This is a genomic window from Microtetraspora sp. NBRC 13810 (genome assembly GCF_030268685.1).
Classification (GTDB): Bacteria; Actinomycetota; Actinomycetes; order Streptosporangiales; family Streptosporangiaceae; genus BSRQ01.
The window spans coordinates 78,994-104,971 of sequence record NZ_BSRQ01000012.1; the positions used below are offsets into that span (position 1 = coordinate 78,994).

Here is a 25,978-nt window from a genome sequence, read left to right on the forward strand (position 1 = left end):
CCCGCCTGGCACGCCCGGGTGCCTCAGGCCCGGACGGCGCTCCGCCGGGCCAGCCGCCGGCCGAGGGACTGCATCGGCTTCTCCACGTAGCGGTAGCTGAGCCAGCTCGCCGTCAGGACCAGGCCGACGCAGACCGCGATCGCGGCGAGCTGCACCACCAGGCCCGGCTCGCCCAGGTCGTCGGCGAGCATGCCGGCGGCCCGCAGGATCGGATAGTGCACCAGGTAGAGCGAATAGCTGACCAGGCCGAGCCAGGTCAGGAAGCGCGGCACCCGCCTTCGCCGGAGCGCCATCGCCCCGGCGAAGGTCACCGCCGCCAGCGCGATCGTGGCGATCCACGGCCCCGGCTGCACCCACCACCAGCCCGCCTGCCCGGAGAAGAACGGGCTCACCACCACCAGCACCGCCGTCACCGGCACCGGCCACAGCGGCCCGGTGCCCCGCTCCCACCGGTAGATCGCGGTGCCGGTGAACATCACCGCGAGGATCGCCGCGGAGAACCACGGGATGAAGCTCGTCGCGACCAGCAGCACGAGCCCCATCAGGCCGAGCGCGTAGGCGGCGAACGTGCTGCCCCACCCGGTCAGCAGGCACGCCATCCCGGCCAGGAAGAGCGCGCACGACGCGTACACCGGCCAGGTCTGCGGGATCATCGGCCCGATGACCAGCAGCCCGCACACCACGGCGCCGACCCCGAAGCAGATCGCGAAGAGCCCGCTGCGCCGGTGCACCCCGCCCACGAAGAGCGCGGTGACCACCAGGTAGAAGACCATCTCGTAGGAGAGGGTCCACATCGTGTTGACGACGCCGCCCATGTGCACGGCGTCCAGCAGCATGGTGAGGTGGGAGGCCACCGCGGACAGGTCGCGCGGCACGGCGTCGCGCACCGGCATCCACCACGACAGTGCCAGCGTCAGCGCGATGACGGCGAGGTAGAGCGGGTAGAGCCGGAAGACCCTGCCGATCCAGAAGGCCCTGACGTCTCCCCGGTGTTCCAGCGAGGCCGGGATGATGTAGCCGCTGACCAGGAAGAACACCAGCACGCCGTAGGTGCCGATGCTGAAGGAGTAAGGCCGGTCGAAGGGGAGGAGCCCGGCGGGCATGTGCTCGGTCACGACCGCCGTGGCGCCGATGCCCCGGAGCGCGTCCAGCCAGCCGAGGCGGGCGGTGCCGGAGGTCTGAGACGGCGCCGTGACCGGTAGAGCTCTAACCATTCCACCCAACCTATCTACCTGAGCATGATCATGTTGGTCGGGCGGTGGCCGCGGTTTGACCTCTTCCAGGATCAGACCACCTGGAAATCCGCCATCATCGCCATGTCCTCGTGTTCGAGATTGTGGCAGTGCAGCATGTATCGTCCCCGATATCCGGTAAAGCGCACAAGGACATCGACAATTTCGTATGGGCGCACGTCAACGGTGTCCTTCCAGCCGGCATCCGTGGCGGAAGGGCCCTTGTCGCCGCGGGAGAGCACCTGGAAGTGGCCCAGGTGCACGTGCACCGGGTGGTGGAAGTCACTCGCGAAGCGCCACACCTCCGTGCTGCCGAGCCGCGGTTCGGCGAGCGGCACCCCGGGGCGGTAGGGCCGCCCGTTGATCGTCCACGCCTGGTCCGGCCCCTGTCCGGTGCGGCGGAAGTCGAACACCCGGGTCACCGCGGCGCCGGCCCGGTCGGCGGGCTCCACGTCCGACAGCCGCGCGGGCACCCTGCTGTCGTCCCGTACGGCACGCGTGACGCGGAACCGCATGACGTCCCGGGCCCGGCCCTGGCCCAGCGTGTTGACCAGGGTGATCTCGGCGCCCACGGGACGATCGGAGAAGTCCGCCACCACGTCGAACCGCTCCCCCGGCGCGATCGTGATCGACTGGTGCGTGACCGGCGCCGCCAGCAGGCCGAGGTCGCTGCCCACCTGGACGAACCGGCCGCCGCCGGTCAGTTCCAGCCGGTACCTGCGGGCGTTGGAGGCGTTCAGCAGGCGCAGCCGGTAGCGGGCGGTGTCCACGTCGAGCACCGGCCACGGCGCGCCGTTGACCAGGATCACGTCCCCTTCGACGCCCGCCATGTACCCGCCCTCGACCCCGGCCCGCACCAGCAGGCTCGGATCCAGCGACGGATAGCGGAACGAGCCGTCCTCCTCGAACGCCCGGTCGCAGATCATCAGCGGGATGTCCCGCTCCCCCTTGGGCAGCGGCAGCGCGTCGTCCTCGTCGTCGCGCACCACCATCATCCCGGCGAGCCCCCGCCACACCTGCGGCGCGGTGAAGTCCATCCGGTGGTCGTGGTACCAGAGCGTGGCCGCCCGCTGGTCGAGCGGGTAGACGTAGTCCTTGCTCCCGGGGTTGAACGTCCACTGGCCGGGGTCGTGGTGGCCGTGCGCGCTGGGCGGCGGCCGGAAACCGCGGCCCGCCGCCACCACGACGTCGGTCGGGTAGCCGTCGGACTCCGGCGGCGTCACCCCGCCGTGCAGGTGCGTCGAGGTGGGCACGCGCAGTTCGTTGCGCACCCGGACCGTGGCCGTCGCACCGCGCCGCACGTCGAACGTCGGGCCGGGGAAGGTCCCCTCGAACCCCCACACCTCGGTCGTCGTCCCGGGGATGATCTCCACCTTGGCGGCCCGCTGGGTCACCTCGTACCGGCCGGGGCTAACCGGTCTCGCGGTCGCCGGGATCGGCAGCGGCACCGTGAAGGCCCGTGGCAGCGGCAGCGCGCTGGACAGCGCCTTGCCCGACACCTCGGCCCCGGCGACGCCGCAGCCCGCGAGCCCGGCTCCGGCGAGGCCCGCTCCGGCGAGCGTGCCGAGGAACCCGCGGCGGGTCAGGCCGCTCACGCCGGGCTCCCCGCGCGCGCGGCCGGGGCGGCGGCCCTGCCCGCCTCACTCCGCCAGGACTGGACCGCGAGGCCCACCGACAGGCCGAAGATCAGCACGCCCAGCGGGAAGTGCACCTGGAGCACCCGCAGGTAGCCGAACGCCGACTGCGCGCCCTCCAGCACGAGCAGCCCCACGGCGGGCAGGATCCACCGGGCGCTGCCACGGCCGGGCCGCCAGCGCAGCACCAGCAGGACGAGCATCGACAGCGCCAGGCCGAGCAGCACGCCGGCGTTGAGCGCGTGCGTCTCCAGCAGGGCGACGTCGCCGGTGACGAACATCCCGGCCGTCATCGCCTGGCCGAGCACCGCGACCACGTTCACGGCGGCGACGATCCGCAGCGACCACACGATCCAGCCGGGGACCGCGGTAGGGGGCGAGTTCATGGAAACCTCCGATCGATGTGCGGTGCCCATGCTCGTCCCGGGACGGGCTCCCGTCGTCAGCCCGGTGAGGCGTCACGCCGTACATCTCGTGGGGTACGCCGGAGGAGATACGGCCCCGCCGTACACCGTGCGGAGTAGACCGGGGCTCCGCCGCGGGAGGGGCGGCGGGGCGGGGACACTGATCTACCGTGAAGGTGTGACACGCCGGTGGAGGATCGACGGGTGGCGGCTCGACGCGCTGGTCGCCGTGGTCGCGCTGGGCGCGATGCTCGAAGGGGCCTACGCCGGCGTGCCCCGCGGCGGGATCGCCTTCCGGCCGATGGACGCCCCCGGGCTCGTCGTCATCACGGTGCTGACGCTGGCCCTGGCCGCGCGCACGGCCGCGCCGCTGCCCGCCGCGCTGGTCACCGCGTCCGGCGGCGTCGTCTACTACGGCCTCGGCTACCCGGGGGTCTTCGCCGCCGCGCCCGCGCTGATCTGCATCTACACGCTCACCACCCGGGGCCGCAGGCTCCAGGCGATCCTGGTCGCGGTCGCGATGACGACGGGCGTCTACGTCATCATCGCGCTGGCCGACACCGATCCGGGCCCGGACGACGGCTTCCAGTGGATCATGGGCTGGCTGGTGGCGTCCGTGGTCGCCGGCGAGGTGGTCCGCAACCGGCGGGCCTACCTGGAGGAGGTCGAGCGGCGGCTGTGCCAGGCCGAGCGCACCAAGGAGGAGGCGGCCCTGCGCCGGGCCGGCGAGGAGCGGCTGTGGATCGCCCAGGAACTGCACGACAGCCTCACCCACAGCATCTCCGTCATCAACGTCCAGGCCGGCGTCGCCATGCACCTGATCGACCGGGACCCGGCCCAGACCAGGGAGGCGCTCGCCGCGATCAAGGAGTCGGGCCAGGAGGCCATGCGCGAGCTGCGGGCCACGCTGGGCGTGCTCCGGCAGGCCGACGGGGACGGCCCGCCGGCCGGCCTGGCCCGGCTGCCGCGCCTGGTGGCCAGGGCCGAGGCGGTCGGGCTGCCGGTGTCCGTCGTCGCGACCGGCGAGCGCCGCACGCTGCCCGGCGACGTGGACCGCGCGGCCTACCGGATCCTCCAGGAGGCGTTCACCAACGTGCTCCGGCACGCGGGCCCCGCGTCGGTCACCGTGACGACCGCCTACCATCCAGACAAGATCATCCTTACCGTGGACGACGACGGCCGCTCCGTGGCCGGGGCGGGAGCCGACGGCATGGGCATCATCGGGATGCGCGAGCGCGCGGTCGCCGTGGGCGGCACGCTCACCGCGGGGCCACGCCCGCAGGGCGGCTTCGGCGTGCACGCCGAGCTGCCGCTGCCGGAGACGCCGTGATCAGGGTCCTGCTCGCCGACGACCAGCCGCTGATCAGGGCGGGCTTTCGCGCGCTCCTCGACTCCGAGGCCGACATCACCGTCGTCGGCGAGGCCGGCGACGGCCTCCAGGCCGTCGAGCGGGCCAGGGAGCTCATCCCGGATGTCGCGCTGCTCGACGTCAGGATGCCCGGCCTCGACGGCATCCAGACGACCAGGCGGATCGGCGCCGACCCCGCGCTCGACACGGTCAAGGTGGTGATCCTCACCAACTACGCCCTCGACGAGTACGTCTTCGCCGCCCTGCGCGCCGGGGCCAGCGGCTTCCTGCTCAAGGACATCGAACCGGTCGAACTGCTCCAGTCCGTGCGGGTCGCCGCCCGGGGCGACGCCCTGCTGTCCCCCGCCGTCACCAGGCGGCTGATCGAGGAGTACGTCGCCACCCCGCCCCGGCCGCCCGCCGTACCGGCCCTGGACCGGCTGACCGGCCGGGAGCGCGAGGTGACCGCGCTGGTGGCGTCCGGCATGTCCAACGAGGAGATCGCCGGGCACCTCTCCATCAGCCACGCCACGGTCAAGACGCACGTGAGCAGATCCCTGCTCAAACTGGGCGCCCGCGACCGGGCCCAGCTCGTCGTCTTCGCCTACGAATCCGGCCTGGTCGTCCCGGGCCGCTGACCAGGAAGGAAGGACACCGGGTGGAGCGCGCGGTGGCCGGGGCCGGGGTACGCCTCACGGCACACGTGCACGAGGGGCCGGGGACGCCCGTCGTGCTGCTGCACGGGCTGGCCGGGCACGCCGGCGAATGGGCGCACGCGGCAGGGTGGCTGCGCGAACGGCACCGGGTGATCGCCCTTGACCAGCGCGGCCACGGGGCGAGCGAGCGCCACCCGGCCGACATGTCCAGGGCGGCGTACGTCGCGGACGTCGTCTCCGTCCTGGACGACCTGGGCGTGGCCGAGGCGATCGTCGCGGGCCAGTCGCTCGGCGGCCACACGGCCCTGCTGACGGCGGCGGCCCACCCGGACCGGGTCGGCGCGCTGGTCCTCGTCGAGGCCGGTCCCGGCGGCGCGGGACCCGGCCATCCCCAGGTCATCGAACGCTGGCTCGCGTCCTGGCCGGTGCCCTTCCCGTCGGTGGCAGCCGCGGCCGAGTTCTTCGGCGGCGGTCCGGCCGGCGCCGGATGGGCGGCCGGGCTGGAGGAACGCGCCGGCGGGTGGTGGCCGCGGTTCGAGCCCGAGCTCATGGTCGCCTCGGTGGCCGAGCTGTCCCGGCGCTCGTACTGGGCCGAGTGGGAAAGGGTGACCTGCCCGGCCCTGCTCGTCGTCGCGGAAACCGGGATCATCCCGGCGGAGGAGGTGCGGGAGATGGTGCGTCGCCGGCCGGACACGACCGTGGTACGCGTGCCCGGCGCGGGCCACGACGTGCACCTGGAACAGCCGGACGCCGTACGGGCCGCGATCGCCGCCTTCCTAGACGGGGTGGCGGTGCAGGCGGCGCAGGGCGAACGCGAGCTGGAGCCGTAGCCGCCCGCGCGGGGTGCGCACGCTCCAGCCGAGCAGGTGCTCCGCGTGCGCCAGCCGGTCCTGCAAGGTCGAATGGTGCACGGTCAGCTCCGCCGCCGCCGTACGCAGGCTCGGCGCATACGCGAACGCGTGCAACGTGGGCAGCATCCAGGGGGCCGCGGCACCCGCGTGGTCCAGGGAGCGCACGTCGGGCGGCGGTTCGGATCCCGGCCCGACCGCCGCGGCCAGCACCGCCAGCCCGCCCAGCTCGTCCGCGTACACCACCCGCGGCCCCGGATCCTGGTCGGTCCCCTCCGCGGCCAGCCGCAACGCCGTACGCGCCGGCGGCCACGAATCCGGCAGGTCCAGCACCGGCACGGCCGGCCCGATCCCGGCCCGCCGCCCGCCCAGGTCGCCGGACGGATCGGCCGGGGGCGAACCTGGCACGATCCGCGCCTCGCCGCCTTCGAGCGCCACGGCACGGGCCGGGGCCGTCTTCGCCAATCCCAGGTCGCGGGCCGCCTGGAGCCGGGCCTCGCGCGGCGCCGACGCGTCCAGCAGCAGCTCGACCAGGGCGGGATCCTCACGGCGACCTTTCGACGGCGCCCGGCCCCTGGTGCGGTCCAGCACCTCACGCGCCGCGGCGGCGGCCCGCTCCAGCACCATCGCGCCCACCGGCCCGGCCGGGCCCGGACGCTCCAGCCACAGCCGCGCCGTCCCGCCCGGCACCGGCACGGTCGGCCACTGCGGATCCGGCGGCGGCCCGGCGTCCTGCCGAAGCCCGTCGGCCAGCACCCGGACCCGCACCCGGCGGTCGGCGTCGACCAGACGGGCCGGGCACCCGGCGAGCACGGCGGCCCCACGGACGATCGCCTCCAGACCGGCACGATCCGCCACGAGCCGGTCGAAGTAGGCGATGACCTGGATCGCTGCGCCGGCGTCCGGATCCAGCGCGGACAGCCGGCCGGCAAGCTCCTTCATCAGCCCATCCTGCCTCGCCTCCCGGCCGGGGGCGCGGCCGGATGCCTCCCGACCGGCCGCGGGTACCGGTCAGGCGTCGAGCAGCCGCCGCAGCCAGCGCACCCGGGCCGCCTTGGCGTCCTGGGACACCATGGCCTGCGGGGCGAGCAGGTCGAAACCGTGGAAACCGCCCGGCCACACGTGCAGCTCGGCCCGGCCGCCCGCCTGCCAGATCCTGGAGGCGTAGGCCACGTCCTCGTCGCGGAACGTCTCGGCCGAGCCCACGTCGATGAACGCGGGCGGCAGGCCGGACAGGTCGGTGGCCCGCGCCGGGGCGGCGTACGGCGACACGTCCGGGCCGCCGCGCCGGTCGCCCAGCAGCGCCGTCCAGCCGGTCTCGTTGGCGCTGTGGTCCCACACGCCCACGCCCGCCATCTGCAGGGCGGACGGGGTGTCGTTGCGGTCGTCGAGCATCGGGCACAGCAGGAGCTGGCCGATCAGCGCGGGGCCGCCCCGGTCGCGGGCGAGCAGCGCGATCGCCGCCGCGAGCCCGCCGCCCGCGCTGGTGCCGCCGACCACGATGCGATCGGGGTCGATGCCCAGCTCCTCGGCGTGCTCGGCGGTCCACGTCAGACCCGCGTAGCAGTCCTCGACGGGGGCGGGGTGCGGGTGCTCGGGCGCGAGCCGGTACTCCACCGACACGACCACGAGCTGAAGCTCCCGCGCGATGTCGAGCATGTCGGGGATGCCCGTCCGGTTGTCCCCGATGATCATCCCGCCGCCGTGCGTGTGGTAGATCGCCGGCAGCGGCGTGGTGACCTCCGCCGGACGGCAGATCAGCAGGGAGATGTCCGGTTCCCCCGCCGGCCCGGGAACCGTCCGGTCCTCCACCAGGAACGCCCCGTCCCGGCTGAGCTCCTCGTGCGGGAGAGTCACCCCCTGCCGCATCGCCGGCAGCATCTCCAGGGTGAACGCCGGCATTTCGCCCATCAGGGTCAGGGCCGCGGCCAGCTCGGAGTCGAAGGGCGGCGGCGGCCCCACGGGAGCCGGGGTGGCAGGCAGGTCGATGCTCATAGGGGCCTCCGGTGCGGTGACGACGTTCCGACTCCATCGTGAAACACGCCGGCCGCGGACATCGAGCGCCACCCGCAGGGCCTGCCCCGCCATTTGGCGGTCCTCCGCGAAGACCGCGAAGCCCCCCGCCGGGCACGGCAGAGGGCTTCGGGGCGGCGCGGAATGCGCCTCGTGGTGGCCTGGATCAGTCCTCGTCGCCCTCGAGTGGCCTGGATCAGTCCTCGTCGCCCTCGAGTGGCCTGGATCAGTCCTCGTCGCCCTCGAGTGGCCTGGATCAGTCCTCGTCGCCCTCGAAGAAGTCGCCGACCTCGTCGATGGCCTCCGCCGCGACAAATCCGGCCACCACCCCCGCCGCGCCCGCGGCGACGACGGTCCCCATCCCCGGGCCGCCGTGGCGGTGGTGGTGGTGGTCGTCGTCGTGGTGGTAGTGGCTGTGGCCGCCGTGGTCACCGCCGTAATGGTGCTGCTGCGAGAGCCTGGACAGCCAGGCGTGGATCTCGCCCGCCCAGTCCATCCGCAGGGCGTCGTCGTGCGACACGTGGAAGCGGCCGACGGAGTCGCCGCCGGAGCCGAACATGCCGCCCCGCTTGTCGGCCTCCAGGATGATCTCCACGGAGCCGGGGTCGGCGACGAAGGTCAGCTCGATCTCGTTGACCCGCCCGGCGAAGTCGGCCGGCGGGTAGAACTCGATCTCCTGGAAGAACGGCAGCTGCTGGTGCACGCCGTGCAGCCGGCCCACCTCCAGGTCGGCCCCCTTGAACCGGCACCCCAGTTGCCCGAACGCCTCCAGCACCCGGGTCTGCGCGGGCAGCGGGCTGATCGACACCGGGTCGAGGTCGCCCTTGTCCACCGCCTTGGCGATGGCCAGCTCGGTGCGCACGCCCAGGGCCATGCCGTGCAGCGGCTGCCCGTCGACCTCGGTGATCGGCGTCTCCCACGGCACCGGGAGCTGGAACGGGACGGTCCGCTCCTCGCCCTTCGCGAGCCGGAACGGCCCCGAGACGTCACCGCGGAAGAACTCCAGCACACCGGACGACTCGCCCTCCGCGTGCTCGGCCTCCACCCTGGCGACCAGCCCGAGGGTGACCCGCTCGATCTCGGCTTCGAAATCGCCGCCCTTGATCCGCACCTCACCGGTGAGGATGCCCCCCGGCAGCACACGCGGGGTGGACAGCACGGTGTCCACCGACGGGGCCCCGACGCCGAAGGCGCCCAACATCCGTTTGAAGACCACGGATTCCTCTCTCCCTCGCAGAGCCTGCATTGACCGACTGGGAAACGGCCGGGGAAGGGCTCCGGTTCCCAGATCGTGAAGGTGTCGGATTTCCGCCAGCAGGATGTCCGAGAAGCCGGAATGCTTGGCGTACGACTTGGCCCTGACGCACGGAAGGAAGCGCAGCATGGACCGGGTGCACACCGTGATCGACAGCCCGATGGGGCCGCTGACCCTCGTGGCCGACCGCGGCGCGCTCGCGGGCGTCTACATGGACTCCCAGCTCTACCGCCCGCCGCAGGAGACCTTCGGCGTGCGCGACGACGAGCCGCTCGCCGAGGCCGCCGGGCAGCTGGCGGAGTACTTCGAGGGGCGCAGGACCGTCTTCGACCTCCCGATGCGCCTGTCCGGCACGCCGTTCCAGCGCACGGTCTGGGCCGCCCTGCAGGAGATCCCGTACGGCGAGACCGCCACGTACGGCGAGCTGGCCGCGCGGATCGGCCGGCCGGGGTCGGCCAGGGCGGTCGGGCACGCCAACGGCCGCAACCCCGCCGGCATCATCGTGCCCTGCCACCGCCTGGTCGGCTCCACCGGCGAGCTGCGCGGCTACGGCGGCGGCATCGACCGCAAGGAACGCCTCCTCGCCTTCGAGCGGCGCGGCGGCACACCGTGACCGGGCGAACGCGGACCGTGGCAAGGCGCGCTCCGGATGGCGGAAACTCGGGAACGTGTTCTGTGGCAAACCGGGCGGCACCCGGATAGCTTGCTAGGCTGCAAAGAACCGTTAGAACCGGGCGTCGTCTCACCCCGGCAGGTGAGACCGTCGAAGAAGTGGGGTCACACCGTGAAGAAGCTGCTCGTTCTGGCGCTGGTCGCTCTTGGGGGGCTGCTCGTCTGGCGCAAGGTGCAGGCCGACCGCGCCGAGCTTGATCTGTGGACCGAGGCGACCGGCAGCGACAACTGACCGTCTCGGCCGCCGTAACGCGGGTGTCCCTGATCCACGAACGCGACGGAGGGGTAGGCATGACCACGGCCACGCCCGTCAGGTTGGCGTGTCTGGATCTCGCAGGCACCACGATCGGTGACATCGCCATGGTCGAACGCGCGTTCACCGAGGCGATCGCCACGCAGGGCATCGTCCCCGGGACCGGGGCCTACGCACGTGCCATGGTGCACGTGCACCGGGCCCGGGGATGCCCCAAGATCGACGTCTTCCGGGGCATCTTCCCCGGCAACGAGGCGCAGGCCCAGGCGGCCAACCTGACGTTCGAGCGATCCTACGAGGGCGCGATCGAGCGAGCCGGCCTGGTCCCGTTGCCCGGCACCGTCGAAGCCCTCGACAAGCTCCGCGGCGCCGACATCAAGATCGCTCTGATCACCGGCTTCAGCCGCGGCACCCTGGGCAGGGTCCTCGCCAACATCGACTGGTTCGACAAGGTCGACCTGGCCATCTGCCCCGAAGACGCCGGCCGCGGCCGCCCCTGGCCGGACATGGTGCTGACCGCCGTCCTCCGCCTCGGCATCGCCGACGTCCGCGAGGTCGCCGTCGCCGGCGACTCCGAGAGCGACATGCTGTGCGGCAGACGCGCAGGCGCCCCCATCGTCGCCGGCGTCCTCACCGGCGTCCACAGCAAGGACCGCCTTCTCAAAGGCGGCGCCACCCACATCCTCGACTCCATAGCCGACTTCCCCACCCTCCTCCTCGACACCCCCCACCCCGCCGAATCCCATACAGAGGCACGGCGAAGCTAAGACGCAGCACAGCGGGACCCTCAGACAGCGAAACCTCCACACTCGGAGCCCGCGGCGGCAGCGAAACGCGGACACAGGGATCCTGCACCCAAAACCTCCACACTGCACTCCACGAGGGCACCACGACGGCGAACGTGGCACGGCGGAGCTCCAGGGCCACGAACCCTCCACACCGGGGTCCGCGTCGGCGGCGAGATGTGGAGGGCGAGACGTGCACGGCGAGACGCGGATGGCGAGACGTGGACACAGGCAGCCGCCACCCCAAAGCCTCCACGCTGCAATCAACAAGGGCGCCGCGACGGTGAGACGTGGTACGGCGGTGCCCGGCGCCCCCGTACGGCGCCCAGGGAGAGACCGCCCCAAAGGCGGCACAGAAGCCGGCTGCTAACGTGCGGCCCCGTGACCCCCACACACCCCATCCGCATCGCCGCCGCACAGGCCCAGGCGATGCCAGGCGACGTAGACGCCAACGCGGCAACCGTGGCCGCGATGGTGACCCAGGCCGGCGCCGACGTCATCGTCTTCCCCGAGAAGTTCCTCACCGGCTACGAACCCGCCCTCATCCAATCCGCCCCCACCCGCCACGCCGTACAGCGGGACGACCCCCGCCTCACCCCCATCACCACCGCCTGCCGGGAGACCGCCACCGTCGCCATCGTCGGGGCCGCCGTCCTGGACGAGGACGACCTGTACGTCTCCGCCCTCGTGATCGGCCGCGACGGCCGCCTCGTCACCCGCTACGACAAGCAGATGCTCTTCAAGCACGAGCAGCAGGTCTACCGCCCCGGCAAGGCGGGCTGCACCCTCGATGTGGATGGCTGGCGCCTCGGCCTCGGTATCTGCTACGACTCAGGCTTCCCCGAACACGCCCGCGCCGCCGCCCTCGACGGCTGCCACGCCTACGTCGTGGGCGCCCTGTTCAGCGTCGGCCACGGCTACCACGAGTCGCGTACGTGGTTCCCCGCCCGCGCCCTCGACAACACCTGCTACGCCGTACTCTCCAACCACATCGGCCGCACCGGCGGCTGGGACACCTGCGGCGCCAGCGCCATCTGGGGCCCGGACGGCCACCTGATCACCGAAGCGTCCCCCACCCACCCCGAGATCATCACCGCCACCCTCGACCCCCACACCCTCCAAACCACCCGCGCCACCGAAACCCTCCTCCACGACCTCACCCACCACCCCCTGCCCCCCACCCCACGCACCCACCACGCAATCCCTCACCCCCGACCCTGACCCCGCCCCCCATCCGCCCCCAAGACAGACTCGCCGCCGTCACCCCCCCGGCACCGGTTCTCACAGATCACCCCGAGCCCCCTCCCAGAACGCACCCGCCAAGGACGCGCCCCCGCATATCAAGTGGCGCGAAGACGGCCCGATTGCTACCGTGTACGACCGGAGCCCAGAACCATCACGCCAGGCCACGGCTCCCGCGGGGCCTTAGCTCAGCTGGCAGAGCGCCTGCTTTGCAAGCAGGATGTCAGGAGTTCGAATCTCCTAGGCTCCACCACCATCAGCCCAGGTCAGAGCACCACGGTCGGCCTGGGCTTCGTGCTGCTGCGGCGATCTGAGAGCCGTACAGCAGCGAAGTACAGCAACGGCCACTGCCTCCTCCCGGCGCAGGTTGCTCGGCACGTCGCCGTGCCGTCAGCGCGACCAGGTCATCAAGCAGCGCGACGCACTCGGGACGTGAGGTGGCCAGTGCCGAGAGGCGCAGGCCGTACGGGGTCTTCGTGAGTTCCTGTCTGGCGCCGCACGTCGCTCTTGAGCAGGCCGGGTGTGTCCGGCTGGACTGGATCCAGCCACGAGGGGATACGCGGCACAGGGTGATCGCCTGGACGTGCCATTGTCAGGACGTCGTGTTTGAGGTGTGCACAGCCGGCGGGCTCAGCTACCTCAGGCGTACAAATCAAGGCCGGCTCTCCACACACGAAACTCACCGGGTATCCGTCTGCGAGGGCTGGGGCATGTGGCTCGCGCTTCTGACAGGGCAAGCAGCGTAGAACTTACAGCGGGACGAGCGCTGCATCGAGGCCGTTGCCGCGCTTCGGACCAACGGGGACACGAGCAGGCGACTCAAGATCACAAAATCGCCCGGTCTGCTGGATGAGAACTTTCTCTACGTCCTTAAAGGCGGGGCCCACCGCGCGTGAACGGTCGGCGGCCGCGCTGCGGCTCTCCGGCCGGTCGCGACCGCCGCCGCTCACGCGCTGAGGAATGCCAAGCGGCAGCCTCAGGTGAGAAAACTTTCGGCAGCCTGGATGTCCTGTCCGTAAGGCTGCCGCGCGGCTTCCGTTCCTCAGGCCTGGCGGCCTTGCGGTACGGGTCCACTTGCCATCGAATGAAGGCGTGAGCCGCGACCGAAAGTCCCGTGGGGCGGAAGCTCTGCGCGAACGCTCCGGCAACTCGTGTTAGGTCCGGGATGCGCCCAGACACCCGAGCCCGCTCGAAATCGTCGCTTACAGCAGAGTCGAGACGTCAGGAGACTCAGCGGCCGGAGGCTTACGGGCAGCAGCGGGAACGAGGATCACCTCCCCACGCTCCCGGTCGGCCACGGTAACGAATGGACCCGCACAGATCCGCTGTAGCGGCCGACCCCCTATCGTCCTAAAGAGCATGACGCTGCTGGCAACCTACTCGTCATAGCCTTCTTCGCGTTGCGCGAGGACATCGAGCGCCAGTTGCCAGAGGGTGCCTTCCCCCTTGATCGCCCAACGAGAAGGTCCTTGAACCGCGACCGGACGCACCTCGGGATCCCAGCTCGCTCTGTTCCAGATCTCCGTCACCAGGCCTGTCGGCGAGTAGTTCTTGCCATCAACGGCCCAGACGAGTGGCTTGGAGCGATCGTTGGTCCATGCCGCCTGGCCTCGGCGAGAATCTTCAGCCAGCCAACGCTCGATAGCCTCACGCTCAGGCTTGGTGGCACACTCGAACGCCAGGATGGCGCCTTCTTGGATTCGTCCAGCATCCACGAGGGTGGGGACCGCGTTCGGTCGTCTCGGACGCTTCGGGCGGGGTGCGGGCCTGTAGTCGGCCGGCAGGTCGGGGACGAGTGCGGTATCCGCCACATGGGCTACAACGAGATCGACGAGCTGCACGCAGCGAGAAGGGTTCATGATCGTGCTGCTGATAAAGGATGTGACTCCAAATTCGGAGTCGATCGCAACGATCAACCAGGTCAGGATGGAAGCAACCAGGTCCGGGATTCTCGCGAGCACCGACGTGAGGTCATAGTCGGGCGTGTCGATGCCTTCTAGATCAATGCATCTGAACACGATGTGAGTGACCAGAAAATCTGCCTGATCAGCCACAGACCGGGCGCGTCCTGTCCACTGGATCTTGGCGTCTTGGAGGGCCGCGCCTACAGCCCTCATGATGACGACGGAGTGCCAGATCTGGAAGGCGCTGGGCGCGGGCTTGAACAGGAGCGCGTAGGTTTCGGCCTCCCACAGGAGATCTGTGCTTCGCTTCGCTCGAACGGCTAGGTCGACCTTGCGGTGTGCGCACGCCAGCGCGGTCGCCGCCTGCACGACAGAACAGCCGGCCTCGGGAAGCGGGTCGGGCTCACCCCGCCGGAATGTATAGGTCTTGTCAAGCGAGAGGGCGAAGTCCTCGCGGATCTCGACCTGTGCTGGATCCAGCGCGACGACAAGGTCCCTCTGTTCAACACGGTTCTGAACATTCGTCGCCCGTGTGACGGAGTTGCCGAAACCCGCTGGGCAGTTACCCGTGCTGATGACCTTGACCGCGACATACGCCTCCGCGACCTGGTCAGGATTCCTACGCGCGGCCTCTGCGATGGCCGCTACAGTTTGGGCACCGTTAACCACACTCGCGCCATCCATGAGCACCTCGGCAGGACCCTTGTGACTCAGGCTCCATGCCTTCCGGTCGACGCGATCGCACAAGACAGTAATCCCGTTGTTGAAGTACCAGAAGTCGTCAGGGCTGGTGAGGAGAGTGTTCACCAGCTCGTGATTCACTGCGGTGAGACCCAGCGAGCGCCGGATGTTCTTCGAAAAGAGCCGATCTCCATTCGCCACGTACCACTGCGCGATTTCGACAGCCGACACCCGCCCCTGGTATGCATCGTAGGGCTCGCCGATGCGGAGCCATTCGTCCATGTGAGCGCTCAGATGGATCGGTGGCTCCGCGAGCCCGTCTCGCACGGCTTCCCAGACGCGCTGGAGCGACCAAACATCATGGTCGAGCTTCTTGTCGAAGCCGACGTTGAACTCATCCTCTAGGGCGTGGAAGCGTTCCAACACCGCCGCGGACAGAGCCCCCTCACCCATGAGCACGACCACGAGCGTGATGCGGCCTCGCGGATCTGTGAGAACCGTCTTGACCTGCTCCGCATGTGCCTCAAACCGCTCGTTGAACCGCTCGAACTTCTGCTGGTCGATTGAGGTGAGCCCATCCCAGAACGCACGGGCGTCGTCGATGCCGAAGCCCGCGGTTCCTTTGTCCTTCCACTTGCTCTGGATCAAGAGCAAATGCAGGCCGTTGTCCGCGAACGCGATCGCGTCGATGCCGACATCGTTTGCGCCATCAATGACGGCTTCAGCGGCTTGCTCTGGCGTGAGATCGGCAAGTCGCCGGGCGACGAAGGCCGCCAAGGCCCGGCTGAGGAACTTTCGCTCGAACTCCTCGGGCGCCATCTTCTTCGAGTCGGCCATGTGGATCAGGCCATCGAACTCCTTGTGCAGCGCGCCTGCGACGTGCTGAACTCGCAACGGCATCCCGCCTGGCTTGGCCATGATCTCCCCTTGTCGGAACGTGACAAAGAGATCATGGCACCGGCGGGGTGCAAATCTAGACCATCCGGATGTTTATCCCCGGACATCCCGACCCATAGCTCCGAGGGCGCTACTGCCCCTCCCTGGCAGGTATCGACAAGGATTCGGCTATTGTTCGGATATGCTCCAGGGCGGCTTCAAGGTCGGCGGCAATGGAGTTGGCAATCTCGTATGGCGACAACTCCTCATCGAGGTCAGCCGACGTGTCCTTAAGCCAGGAGATGTCGAGGTTGACCTTGTCCCGTGCCAGGAGTTGTTCGTATGTGAACGGCTTGAAGCGTTCGGTTTCGACGCGCTCCTCTCGATCCTTGCCCGGCAGATAGGCGTTGACGAACTCCTGGAGGTGCTCGCGACGGAGTGGGCGCTGCTTGAGAGTGAAGCGCTCCCCCGTGCGGAAGTCGTACACCCAAAGCTTCTTGGTCCACGGCTCAGCCGCAGGTCGCTTCCGCTCGAAGAACAGTACGTTGGCCTTGACGCCACCTGCGTAAAAGATCCCGGTGGGGAGACGCAGCATGGTGTGCACGTCGTAGTCCTTGAGCAGTTCCCGGCGAATCTTCTCCCCGGCGCCACCCTCGAAGAGAACGTTGTCGGGCAGGACCACCGCCGCTCGACCGCCGATCTTCATCAGCTTGGCGATGTGCTGCACGAAGTTGAGCTGCTTATTCTTCGTCTTCACCCAGAAATCGCGCTCGGAGTAGATCGCCTCGTCCTTGACGACCTTGCCGTTCTCGTCGACCACGTTGATGGCGGTCTTCTGCCCGAACGGCGGATTGGCCAGGACCAGAGTCGCGTGGACTGTCGGCTCGTTAACCAGGGCGTCGCCGACCTTGATGATCTCGTAGTGCTCGTCCGGCACCACCCCATGCGTCAGCATGTTCATCGCCGCGAGACGGGCGGTCGCCCGCACCAGCTCAACCCCATGGAACGCCAATCCCTTGGTCACCCGATTCCGCTGGTCCGGGTTGAGTGCTTCCATCCGGAACTCTCGGCGGATGTACTCGTTGGCCAGCAGCAGGAAGCCACCAGTTCCGCAGGAAGGGTCAACGATCATGTCGTCCGGGGTGGGTTGCATCACGTCCACCATGGCCCGGATCAACGGCCTCGGCGTGAAGTACTGCCCCGCACCGGACTTGACGTCGCTCGCGCTGCGCGACAAGAGCTCCTCGTAGGCGTCACCCTTGACGTCAACGCCTTCCCGGGACCAGTGAATCTTGCCGATCAGCTCCTTGATCAGGCGCTCCAGCAGCGAGGTCGTCTGGATCCTGTTCTGCGCTCCCGCGAAGATCAGGCCGAACATTCCCTTGCGCTTGCCGAGCTCGCGCAGCAGATGCTCGTAGTAGTCCTTGAGGTCTGGACCCTTCTTGCTGGCCAAGAGGTCCCAGCTGATCCCCACGGGGAGAATCGGCGGTGGCGTGGGCAGCTTGCGCCGCTCCGCCTTCTCTTTGGCCTTCTTCTCCTTCTCGTCCATCATCTTGAGGAAGAGCAGGAATGTGAGCTGTTCGACATAGTCGATCGCGGGCACTCCGGCATCCCTGAGGACATCGCAGTAGCTCCACAGCTTGTCCACTAGCGCTCGGGTGTGCGCCGCCGTCTCCACAGACTCCGGATCAATCACATCCACCTGCGTCACGACGACACCTCTCCCTGCTCGAACAGACTCTCCTGGCCCCCGGCCGAGACAACCCCTCCAGCATCAGCGGGGAATGAGATCTTCTTGATCCTAGTACGACTTACGCCACGTTTGGTGCGATTGCGAGGCATCGCCTCCGCCGCCCGCTCAAGCCGAATTCGATCGAGCAGCCCCTCCGCCGGCTCGTCACCGACCTCTGGCTGCGTCAATCGACCTCGGAATGCCTCTCCGAAAAGGCGGCGCCGGAGATCGCGGCATCGACTTATCGAGACAGTGGCTGCTCCACCAATCGTTCCAACGAGGGCTTCTGCCTCCTGGATCGTGGCCACGATCTGTGCCTGCTTCTCCAGCGGTGGGAGGGGAATCCTGATCCCCTCCAAGATGGACTGGTTGATCTTGTAGATTCCGGCAGTCGTTCGAGCCGCACCTTCGATCTGCTGACGGACTAGATATGACTGCCAGACGATACGTAGGAATTCAGAATCGATACGCTCACGATTAGCACGGATTCGGATCATGGTGTCCGGGAAGGCAACTGGGTCGGGTTCATCCATCAGAAGCGCGCCTCGCCCGACCAGCGAAAGCGAGCCGTTGCCTCTGCTCACGAAGAAGTCGCCGCGCTTCACCAAATGGGGGCGTGCCTCGCGCTCCGTCCAGTCGCCCCCTTTTCGCTCACAGAGGTCAAGATAGCCGGAAGCCATCGCAGTAAGCCTCAAGACTGGGAAGCCGTCGTCACGTGTAGGGACAGAGCGTCCATTGATGAGCTTCTCGGCGAGAATAGTGCCCAGTTCAACTGACTCGATATGGTCAAGCTCACGCGCAACCACAGCCTCCAGATACCTTCCAACTCGGCCATTCGCCTGCGTCAGAGCTGATATTGCTGCGTCGACCTCCACCAAGCGATCGTTGAGGATCGTGACAATGCGCTGTTGTTCTGCCAGAGGCGGGATAGGAAGGGGAAGTTCTTTGATTCGCGAGAGACTGAGCGAGGCGAGATTTGTTGTCTGCTTTCCATTCGTCTCGAACCACGTTTGAGCGCACTCGTTGGCGAACCACGCCAGAAGCCTCGGATCAAGAATCCCGTCGATGACGCGTGCTCGGAAAACGTGATTTTGATGGATGCAATTCGGAATCTCGCCGTCCCACACCCAGCCGCGACCGAGCTTGTCTCGATCGCCCCCTTCGTTCAGCAACACGTCCCCGGGCAACAGCTGTAGCCGTTCAGCAGTCGCTTCGGGTACTCGGATCTCAGTCACGGTCGTCAGATCAAGACGACCTCGCTGGACATTAGCGACACGCAGGTACGGGACAAGCGGGAGATTAGGATCCGACTGCTTCTTGGCATCCTTCGTGACGCCTCCGACGACATCGGCGATCTCACCGAGAGTTGTCCACGCCCACGAGTCAGGAGTCGGGAGCAATGGCGTCATGCGGTGAGTTCCTTCGTCAGGTCGTCCAGGAGTGCTGTGGCGCGGTCGCCGAACGCATCGTAGAAGGCGTCCTCACCCCCGCGTGAGTCGAACGGCGCACAATCCAGCGTGTCATCGGCAATTTCGGCGCTACCAATGACGATCTCGCACAGTCGGTCCAAGAACCACTTCTGCATCGGCGAGAACTGCCCCTGAGCCGACTCGTGACGAGTCAGCCAGGCAGTGTAGCGCTCCTCAACGACCGTACGGAACGGCTTCAGCTCGGAGTCCAGTCCAAGCTCGTAGCGCAGGATCGAGACCAGGTCCGTGGGCTTCGCCTCATGCCCGCGCGTTCCCATCGGAGTGCCTGACGCCTCGTAACAAGTCCACAGTCGAGTCACGTTGCCGACCTTGGGAAGCCGCTCGATCCGATTGGTCAGGTCCGTCACTTCCCCCCAGGACAACTTGGCAGTGCCGCCACCCTCGACGGCTCGAATAAGCATGATCGAATCATGGTGCTCCGCCAGATAGGCGCGGAACGACTCAACCGTCTGCTGCGCCAGCTGCTCCCTGGTGAAGATCACGGTGTGCGTGACCTCGTCCTGGCTGATCTCGTCAATCGTCTGATCATGCTTGGTCCGGATCTCCGCGATGCGCTCGCGCAGCTCAGGGTTGTCGGCCAGGGGCTGAACAGCCTGGCGTAGCCGTTCACTCACGGCGCCCTGCCCACCCTCGTCAGCCAACAGGGTGAGCGTCTGGGTGTCCACCGCCGAGGCGAGTCGCCGTACCAGGTCGCGTAGCGAAGTCCCCTGTCCAACAGCAGCCAGCTCGTCACGCTCAACGTCGCTGATCTGCCGATCCAGAGCATCCAGCCGAGATGCCAAGGTTGCGGTCTGGTTCTCGTCCAGACCCATGCGGGCGGCACGTGCCAACAGTTGGCGAAGGCTGAGGCGGTTATCGGGGTCGCGGTTGAGCGGGGTGGCATCGACCAGTGGGTGATCGGTGACGCCGACCGCGTCCACAATGACGAACCGGTCCTTGCGGAGCACCCTTTCGTCAGGAGTGACCGCCTGGAAGTCGTCCGGATCGATCGTCCGGCTGCCGCGGCCTTTCATCTGCTCGAAGTAGATCGGGCTCTTCACGCTGCGCATGAAGAACACGCACTCCAAGGGCTTAACGTCAGTCCCCGTCGCGATCATGTCCACGGTGACCGCGATGCGCATCTCCGAGGTGGTCCGAAAGCGACGCAGGAGCTCCTTTGGGTCGTTGCCGGCCGCCTTGGAGCGATAGGTGATCTTCGCGCAGAAGTCGTTGCCCTTACCGAAGACCTCACGCACCATCTGCACGATGTCATCAGCGTGGGAGTCGTCCTTGGCGAAGATCAGCGTCTTAGGCACCGAGGTGGTGTACTGCTCAAAGAGTGCGGGCAACACGCGATCCCGGTAGGCGGTGATCACCGTGCGGATCTGATCACGGGCGACAACAGACCGGCCGATCTCCTCGGCGCCGTACGTGAGGTCCTCATCGAGCTCTTCGTACCACTGCTGCCTCGTACGGCGGTCGCGGCGCGGCACCACCGTCCGGGTGCCCTCCTCATCCAGCCCTGGAATGGTCGAGCCCGACTCGCCGATCTTCGTCTTAACCCGAAACACCGCGAAGTCGACGTTGACCTTGTCTTGCACCGACTCGTCGTAGGTGTATTCGCTGACCGGCTCGCCGAAGAAGGCTCGCGATTGCACGCTCGGCGTGGCGGTCAGGCCGATCACCGGGGCGTCGAAGTAGGACAGGACCGCCCGCCAGCGGCCGAAGATCGAGCGGTGGCACTCGTCTACCACGATCAGGTCGAATGCCTCTGGTGGCAGCCCCTCGTTGTAGACGGCGTCGACCGGGGCCGGCGGCTCGAACTCGTCGATAGCCTCATCATCGGCATCCCCCGCGGGGAGTGGCTGGCCGGACAGCGCCCGGTACAGCCGCTGAATCGTCGTGACGACCACGCTGGCCGAATCCAGCACCGTGCCTGAGGACAGGCGCTGAACGGTGTAGTCCTCGCCCAGGGTCTGCCCGCTGTTGGTGACATAGCGGGCGAATTCTCCTGCTGCCTGATCGCCTAGGTTGTTGCGATCCACGAGGAACAAGACACGCTTGGCTCCACCGTACTCAAAGAGCCGGTAGGCCAGCGAAACCGCTGTGAAGGTCTTGCCAGCGCCCGTAGCCATCTGCACCATCGCCCGGCGGTGGCCGCTGCTCAGATGGCCTTCCGTGTTTCGAATTGCCGTCGCCTGGGCGGGACGCAGACTCGACTCATCCAGCGTGGGCATGGCCTGAAGCCGAGCGCGGAAGGTCGGAGCCTCAGGGTTGTCGTCGGCCTCGGCCATCCAACGGGCGAGTGTCTCTGGCCGGTGGAAGGAGAATACTTCGCGCGAGGCGGCGTCCGGGTCGAGCCTGAAGGTGAAGCGGGTCTCGATGCCGGTGCTTTCGTAGCGGAACGGCAGCGGCTCGTCGCGCCGCCACACTGCCATCCGGTAATCACCAGGAATCGCGCCGGCGTAGTCGCCCGACTGCCATTCCACGCCGATGAGCGAGGTGCCCTCACGCTTGGCCTCGATGACGCCGACAAGCTTGCGGTCGACGAACAGGACGTAGTCTGCGCGCTTGCGCCCAACGGGGAACTCACGCACCACGATGCCGCGCCCGGCGGAGTGGTCGATCTGATCTAGGTCCTGGACCACCCAGCCGGATTCAGCGAGAGCCTGGTCGATCTTCGTACGGGTCTGAGCCTCGGTCAGTGGCGCGGCCCGCCGTGCCCGCTGAGCAATGGCCTCTCGCTGGCTGGGCCGTACCTTGACCGGCTCGCGACCCTCGAACTCCTTGCGTAGGCCTTGGAGCTGCTTCTCCATCGCCAGCACCTGATCCGCCGCCGTCTGGCGTTCGGCGCGTGCCTTGGCGAGCTCGGCCTCGGCTTGCTGACGTGCTTCAGCCTCGGCCTGCTGACGCGTTCGGGTGCCGTCCATCGCGAGCTTGGCGTCAGCCAGCTCGTTCTTCAGCCGCTCCAGTTCGGCGGCGAGGTCTGGGGTGGTGATGGCGGCCGACGGCGGCTGGGGTGGTACGAACGCGACCAGTTCGCGTGCACCACTGATGGCGCGGTGTAGCAGCAACCCAAGCTGGAAGCAGCGCTCCAGACAGCGCAGGGCGCTGGCGGCCTCAGCCATGTGCCGGTGCACCGCGGCGTTGCCGGTCTTGCGGATCTCGTGCAGGGCGGAAGCGACACCTGGGGTGATCACATCTGCGCGGCTCAGCGCCCGGATCTGATCGACCAGGTCAGTTCCCTCAACGGGGATCCCCGTTGCTCGCACCAGCACCGAGGCGAAGACTTCGATGAACTGCCGGCACTTAACCAGCGCGCCGTTCGGGTCGGTGAAGACGATCGACTCCGCGCCAGCGCCATAGGCCACAAGCAGCGATTCATGCTGCAGGAGGAAGCCAAAGTTCGCCGAATGCTCCGCGAGAACCCGCAAGCGAGGATCAACCGCCACCCGTACACCCTCCGTCCGGCCCGTCTCCTTAAGTGTGCCCGACGCACATCGTGCGACCGGCAATAAAATGCGCGTCTCGTGCGCGCAAGGTAGGGCACAATCTGATCACGGGTTCTCCCGTGTCGCCGTGGGCATAACTGCCCAGCTGGAGCAGCCACCCCCGAAGGACGCCGCGTGCCCCAATACCCGCAGAAGACTCAGGCCTTTGTTGATTTTGAGCGCAACTTGGCCTACGCCAAGCAGCTCATCCACGCGGGCAGTCACCTGGCGGCTATGGGAGTCACATCCTGCGATGTCGATGACCTGCACAGGGCTGCTTGGGTCCAGGGCGTGGCCGCGCTCGACCACTGGGTGCACCAGGAGGTCTATCACCGCACGATCCTGCTCGCTCAACAGCCCGGCATCACCAAGCCACGCAAGTTCCTCGAATTCAGCATCCCCATGGAGCTGTTTGAGAAGGTGCACCACTCGGATCTCCCCCTGGACGTCGCCCTCCGCCGCCATCTGCGCACGGTCATCGGGCGGAAGACCTACCAGGGCCCTGACGACATCAAGGACGGCTTCGCCATCGTCAGCGACGTCTCCCTCTGGGCTACGGTCACCCGAATCGTCAACGATGAACGCGAGGCAGGTGCCGAGAAGCTGAGTGTCAACCAGGTTCGCAAGTTGCTCGGCTCAATCGTCTGGCGGCGAAACAAGATCGCTCACGAGTCAGATCGCGACCACGACAACAACGATGAGAAGCGCCCCATCAACGCCGCGCAGGCCATGGAGGCCGTCGAGACGCTCGAAATGATCGCCGCCGCAATACTCGTGGCCATCGACGGGGCGCCTTCATAGCGGCTGAGCAGGAGTTTCTTCCAGTGATGGACACTGATGGACGATCTCTAGCTGGGTACGGATCGGATGCGGACGTCCCGTCGACAGCGTACGAGGCGATCACGCCCGAAATGGTGGATGCACGGCTACTTGAGGCCACGGCGACCAAACGCGTAGATCGTGTTGTGGGAAGGAGCAAAGGCGAGGACGCAGGTGCCAAGAGACGGATCATGTCCAAGGTGGCGCGGGACCCGGACAGTCCGAGCGCCCAGCGAGACCTCGGCCGGATCGCCCAGTCAGGTGCCGATCGGAACAACCTGGCGAATGAAGAGGATCGCCGGCACCTGGAGGAGGATGAGGAGGGCCCCTGATGAGGTGGGTTGCTGTACAGCAGAGAAGTACAGCAACAGGGCCGCGCAGCGCCTCACTCTGACACCCATCAGCGCACGCCTGAGCATGGGGGATGCCTCAACAACGTGTGACTGGCTCCCGTTTGCAAGCAGGATGTCAGGAGTTCGGATCTCCTAGGCTCCACTCAAACGAAAGCTCAGGTCAGAGGCCATATCCTCCGTCTGGGCGTTGACCAGGGGTTTTTCGAAGGCTTCGTGCCCGGCGCGGCTCTCGCATGCTCGATGCGGCCGAAGGCGAGCGCAAACGCAGAGGAAACGGCGGAGCTGATTTCCTGACGCAGGCTCTGCCCGGACTCCTCCACCGCGACCGCCGGGGAAACGGGCCGGGCAGATCGCCGCCGAAATCGCCACGACCCTCAGGAGCCCGGCCATGCACGACGAAGAGACTCTTCCGGGACTGGATCGTCGACAGTTCCTGCGACGCGCGGGGCTGGCCGCCGGAGTAGGTGCGGCGCTGCCGCTGCTCGGCATGGGTGGCGCGAGCGCCATGGCCGCCGCTCCGTGGTCCGCCGACGACCCCGACCAACTGTTCAAGGACGGTCATTTCAAGCGTGCCGAGCAAGGTTACCGGCGCCGGCTGAAGGAGAACGCGGACAACGCGCAGGCCGCCGCGCAGATCGGCTACATCGCTCTGCTGTCCAACCGGTTCGCCGACGCCGAGAAGTTCCTCAAACGCGCCGTCAGCCTGAAGCCCGACGACGAATTCTCCCTCTACCAGCTCGCGGACTGCTACGTCCGCCAGGACAGGCTTTCGGAAGCCGTGCCCTGGCTGCGCAAACGCGGCGAGCTGACCGGTTCGCAGACCGACCTCGCCTTCGCCAAGCTGTACGAGACGATCCGGGGCACCCCCTGGCAGGTGCACGGCCCGCAGACCACCCGGATCCCCTTCCTCGGGCTCGAACCCCTGCCGCACATGATGATCTCCATCAACGGGACACAGCCGAGGATCTTCCAACTCGACACGGGAGCGACGACGGCCGGCCTCAGCATGCAACTGGCGAAGGAGGCCGGCCTGGAGGTGATCTCCGAGAGCAGGGGAAGCGCCGACGGGCAGCAGTTCACGATGTATTACGGCATCGCCAAGTCGGTGCGTATCGGCGACCTGGAGGTCCGCAACGCGCCCGTCCACTGGAACGAGGCCGACCGGCCGGACCTGCCCGACGGCACCGAGGCGCAGGGCACCATCGGCACCGTGCACTTCTACCATTTCCTGACCACCATGGACTACGGTCACCAGCAGTTCATCATGCGCCGCAAGACCGAGGCCAACCTGCGCAGGGTCCGTACCGAGGCCGCACGGCTCAAGGGTGACGTCCTGCCGCTGTGGCTGGCGAAGGACCATTTCCCCTGCACGCTGGGCTCGCTCAACGACTTCGGGCCCCGGGTCGTCACCTTCGACACCGGCGGCCCCGGCCGGGGCGTCGGCACTTCGCTCGACCTCGCCGGACGCGCCGGCATCGAGCTTGGTGAGCCCGAGCAGGGGCGGGGCGGGGTGCGCTACCCCATCGCTCCCGAGCGGATCAGCCTCGGCAAGGCGACGCGGCGGCGGGTCAAGGGGTGGGCGGAGGAAAGGCCCAAGGTCGGCGCTGGGATGAAGTTCGACACGATCGCCAACTTCACCCACGACTTCTTCAAGCCGTTCGCCATCACCTTCGACTACGCCCACATGAACCTGTACATCACCGGCGACTCCATGAACCCGGACATGGGCCGCTAGGGGTGGAGGGCGGCCTGGGGTTGGAGATGGGCCCCGGAGGTAGGCCGCGTTTGGCGGTACGTGTTGTACGGCGAACGCAGCATTACGGCCTCTCCAGGTATCTGAGGGCGGCGTGCGCACAGCGGCCGCCCTGCCTGAAAATTGGGCGGCCTCTCTGAGCTGTGGGCGCATCCAAGGAATTAGGTGATCGCCTGGTCTTTAAGCGCTATCTCTTCCGACGGGACCTCGCTGTAGATGTTCATGCTTACCGAGATCGGCTATGCCGGAGAATCTGCAACGCCACTCGTGGGTGGACATCGAGGGGGACGAGCAGGTCTTCCGCGTGGCGTGGGCGTGTACCTTGCGGACGCCGGCATCGGTGAAGCTTCGCCGAAAGTTACCAGGTCAGCAGTGGTACGAGACTGCCCGCGGTGCTCGTACTACATCCGTGTCCTGACCTGCGAAGTACCGGGGAGCTGACAAAGGGCCGGTACAGCCCTGTGGTCCTGGCCCTCCCTTGAACGCATGCCCGTCTTGGTTGACGATGGCAAAGACGCTCTCACGAGCCGAAGCACGGGACCACGAAGCCAGCAGTCC

19 protein-coding genes and 1 tRNA gene are annotated in these 25,978 nt (G+C 67.9%); 10 read left to right on the forward strand and 10 right to left on the reverse strand.

Annotated elements, in window-relative coordinates:
- Positions 1–23: 23 nt before the first annotated feature.
- The 3 genes from QSK26_RS23615 to QSK26_RS23625 form a co-directional block, all read right to left on the reverse strand.
- The gene (locus tag QSK26_RS23615; protein WP_285777418.1) at positions 24–1,214 is read right to left on the reverse strand and encodes an acyltransferase family protein; all 1,191 of its coding nucleotides are present in this window, start codon (positions 1,212–1,214) and stop codon (positions 24–26) included.
- A gap of 71 nt (positions 1,215–1,285) precedes the next feature.
- Positions 1,286–2,827 carry a multicopper oxidase family protein gene (locus QSK26_RS23620; protein WP_285777419.1) on the reverse strand — a complete coding sequence of 514 codons (1,542 nt, stop codon included), beginning with the start codon at positions 2,825–2,827 and terminating at the stop codon, positions 1,286–1,288.
- Positions 2,824–3,252 (reverse strand): hypothetical protein, encoded by a 429-nt coding sequence (locus tag QSK26_RS23625; protein ID WP_285777420.1) that lies wholly within the window; start codon positions 3,250–3,252, stop codon positions 2,824–2,826. The genes QSK26_RS23620 and QSK26_RS23625 overlap by 4 nt, the downstream gene beginning before the upstream one ends.
- A 196-nt stretch (positions 3,253–3,448) precedes the next feature.
- Between QSK26_RS23625 and QSK26_RS23630 the strand changes: the two genes are divergently transcribed.
- Genes QSK26_RS23630 through QSK26_RS23640 form a run of 3 tightly spaced genes read left to right on the forward strand, consistent with a single transcriptional unit; the run spans position 3,449 to position 6,104 of the window.
- A complete protein-coding gene (locus tag QSK26_RS23630; protein WP_285777421.1) occupies positions 3,449–4,600 on the forward strand; it encodes a sensor histidine kinase in 1,152 nt (383 codons plus the stop codon).
- A complete protein-coding gene (locus tag QSK26_RS23635; protein ID WP_285777422.1) occupies positions 4,597–5,256 on the forward strand; it encodes a response regulator in 660 nt (219 codons plus the stop codon). Before QSK26_RS23630 ends, QSK26_RS23635 begins: the two co-directional genes overlap by 4 nt.
- Before the next feature lie 20 nt (positions 5,257–5,276).
- Entirely contained in the window at positions 5,277–6,104 is an 828-nt protein-coding gene (locus QSK26_RS23640) for an alpha/beta fold hydrolase (RefSeq protein ID WP_285777423.1), read from the forward strand.
- Here the strand turns inward: QSK26_RS23640 and QSK26_RS23645 are convergent.
- The 3 genes from QSK26_RS23645 to QSK26_RS23655 all read right to left on the reverse strand — a co-directional run bounded on the left by QSK26_RS23645 (position 6,051) and on the right by QSK26_RS23655 (position 9,351).
- On the reverse strand, positions 6,051–7,064 hold the full coding sequence (locus QSK26_RS23645; protein WP_285777424.1) for a helix-turn-helix domain-containing protein: 1,014 nt from the start codon (positions 7,062–7,064) through the stop codon (positions 6,051–6,053). The two genes, QSK26_RS23640 and QSK26_RS23645, sit on opposite strands and share 54 nt — an antisense overlap.
- Positions 7,065–7,133: 69 nt before the next feature.
- On the reverse strand, positions 7,134–8,117 hold the full coding sequence (locus QSK26_RS23650; RefSeq protein WP_285777425.1) for an alpha/beta hydrolase: 984 nt from the start codon (positions 8,115–8,117) through the stop codon (positions 7,134–7,136).
- A gap of 274 nt (positions 8,118–8,391) precedes the next feature.
- Positions 8,392–9,351, reverse strand: coding sequence for a sporulation protein (locus QSK26_RS23655; RefSeq protein ID WP_285777426.1), 960 nt, complete (start codon positions 9,349–9,351; stop codon positions 8,392–8,394).
- Positions 9,352–9,517: 166 nt separating this feature from the next.
- On the opposite strand from QSK26_RS23655, the gene QSK26_RS23660 reads away from it, so the two are divergent.
- From QSK26_RS23660 to QSK26_RS23680, 5 genes are all read left to right on the forward strand, one after another.
- The gene (locus QSK26_RS23660; RefSeq protein ID WP_285777427.1) at positions 9,518–10,003 is read left to right on the forward strand and encodes a methylated-DNA--[protein]-cysteine S-methyltransferase; all 486 of its coding nucleotides are present in this window, start codon (positions 9,518–9,520) and stop codon (positions 10,001–10,003) included.
- A gap of 171 nt (positions 10,004–10,174) precedes the next feature.
- Positions 10,175–10,294 carry a DLW-39 family protein gene (locus QSK26_RS23665; RefSeq protein WP_218061633.1) on the forward strand — a complete coding sequence of 40 codons (120 nt, stop codon included), beginning with the start codon at positions 10,175–10,177 and terminating at the stop codon, positions 10,292–10,294.
- Between the two features lie 59 nt (positions 10,295–10,353).
- Entirely contained in the window at positions 10,354–11,082 is a 729-nt protein-coding gene (locus QSK26_RS23670; RefSeq protein WP_285777428.1) for an HAD family hydrolase, read from the forward strand.
- 399 nt (positions 11,083–11,481) lie between these two features.
- Positions 11,482–12,321 carry a carbon-nitrogen hydrolase family protein gene (locus QSK26_RS23675; RefSeq protein ID WP_285777429.1) on the forward strand — a complete coding sequence of 280 codons (840 nt, stop codon included), beginning with the start codon at positions 11,482–11,484 and terminating at the stop codon, positions 12,319–12,321.
- A 198-nt stretch (positions 12,322–12,519) separates the two neighbouring features.
- A tRNA-Ala gene (locus QSK26_RS23680) sits at positions 12,520–12,595 on the forward strand.
- A 1,123-nt stretch (positions 12,596–13,718) separates the two neighbouring features.
- Here the strand turns inward: QSK26_RS23680 and QSK26_RS23685 are convergent.
- The 4 genes from QSK26_RS23685 to QSK26_RS23700 all read right to left on the reverse strand — a co-directional run bounded on the left by QSK26_RS23685 (position 13,719) and on the right by QSK26_RS23700 (position 22,456).
- The gene (locus tag QSK26_RS23685; RefSeq protein ID WP_285777430.1) at positions 13,719–15,845 is read right to left on the reverse strand and encodes an AIPR family protein; all 2,127 of its coding nucleotides are present in this window, start codon (positions 15,843–15,845) and stop codon (positions 13,719–13,721) included.
- Positions 15,846–15,954: 109 nt separating this feature from the next.
- Positions 15,955–17,514: a class I SAM-dependent DNA methyltransferase gene (locus QSK26_RS23690; RefSeq protein ID WP_285777431.1), complete on the reverse strand. Its 1,560-nt coding sequence runs from the start codon at positions 17,512–17,514 to the stop codon at positions 15,955–15,957.
- Positions 17,511–18,944 carry a restriction endonuclease subunit S gene (locus QSK26_RS23695; RefSeq protein ID WP_285777432.1) on the reverse strand — a complete coding sequence of 478 codons (1,434 nt, stop codon included), beginning with the start codon at positions 18,942–18,944 and terminating at the stop codon, positions 17,511–17,513. The genes QSK26_RS23690 and QSK26_RS23695 overlap by 4 nt, the downstream gene beginning before the upstream one ends.
- The gene (locus tag QSK26_RS23700) at positions 18,941–22,456 is read right to left on the reverse strand and encodes a DEAD/DEAH box helicase family protein (protein WP_285777433.1); all 3,516 of its coding nucleotides are present in this window, start codon (positions 22,454–22,456) and stop codon (positions 18,941–18,943) included. The genes QSK26_RS23695 and QSK26_RS23700 overlap by 4 nt, the downstream gene beginning before the upstream one ends.
- Positions 22,457–22,630: 174 nt before the next feature.
- Between QSK26_RS23700 and QSK26_RS23705 the strand changes: the two genes are divergently transcribed.
- Together QSK26_RS23705 and QSK26_RS23710 are read left to right on the forward strand one after the other, a co-directional pair.
- Entirely contained in the window at positions 22,631–23,296 is a 666-nt protein-coding gene (locus QSK26_RS23705; RefSeq protein WP_285777434.1) for a hypothetical protein, read from the forward strand.
- Between the two features lie 759 nt (positions 23,297–24,055).
- Positions 24,056–25,402, forward strand: a complete 1,347-nt coding sequence (locus QSK26_RS23710) for an aspartyl protease family protein (protein WP_285777435.1) — start codon at positions 24,056–24,058, stop codon at positions 25,400–25,402.
- Positions 25,403–25,978 lie beyond the last annotated feature (576 nt).

Bases quoted from the DNA above. Each gene is read 5' to 3' on its own strand.
- QSK26_RS23650 (WP_285777425.1), bottom strand. From the start codon at position 8,117: ATGAGCATCGACCTGCCTGCCACCCCGGCTCCCGTGGGGCCGCCGCCG.
- QSK26_RS23660 (WP_285777427.1), top strand. From the start codon at position 9,518: ATGGACCGGGTGCACACCGTGATCGACAGCCCGATGGGGCCGCTGACC.
- QSK26_RS23695 (WP_285777432.1), bottom strand. From the start codon at position 18,944: ATGACGCCATTGCTCCCGACTCCTGACTCGTGGGCGTGGACAACTCTC.
- QSK26_RS23670 (WP_285777428.1), top strand. From the start codon at position 10,354: ATGACCACGGCCACGCCCGTCAGGTTGGCGTGTCTGGATCTCGCAGGC.
- QSK26_RS23685 (WP_285777430.1), bottom strand. From the start codon at position 15,845: ATGGCCAAGCCAGGCGGGATGCCGTTGCGAGTTCAGCACGTCGCAGGC.
- QSK26_RS23625 (WP_285777420.1), bottom strand. From the start codon at position 3,252: ATGAACTCGCCCCCTACCGCGGTCCCCGGCTGGATCGTGTGGTCGCTG.
- QSK26_RS23710 (WP_285777435.1), top strand. From the start codon at position 24,056: ATGCACGACGAAGAGACTCTTCCGGGACTGGATCGTCGACAGTTCCTG.
- QSK26_RS23615 (WP_285777418.1), bottom strand. From the start codon at position 1,214: ATGGTTAGAGCTCTACCGGTCACGGCGCCGTCTCAGACCTCCGGCACC.
- QSK26_RS23645 (WP_285777424.1), bottom strand. From the start codon at position 7,064: ATGAAGGAGCTTGCCGGCCGGCTGTCCGCGCTGGATCCGGACGCCGGC.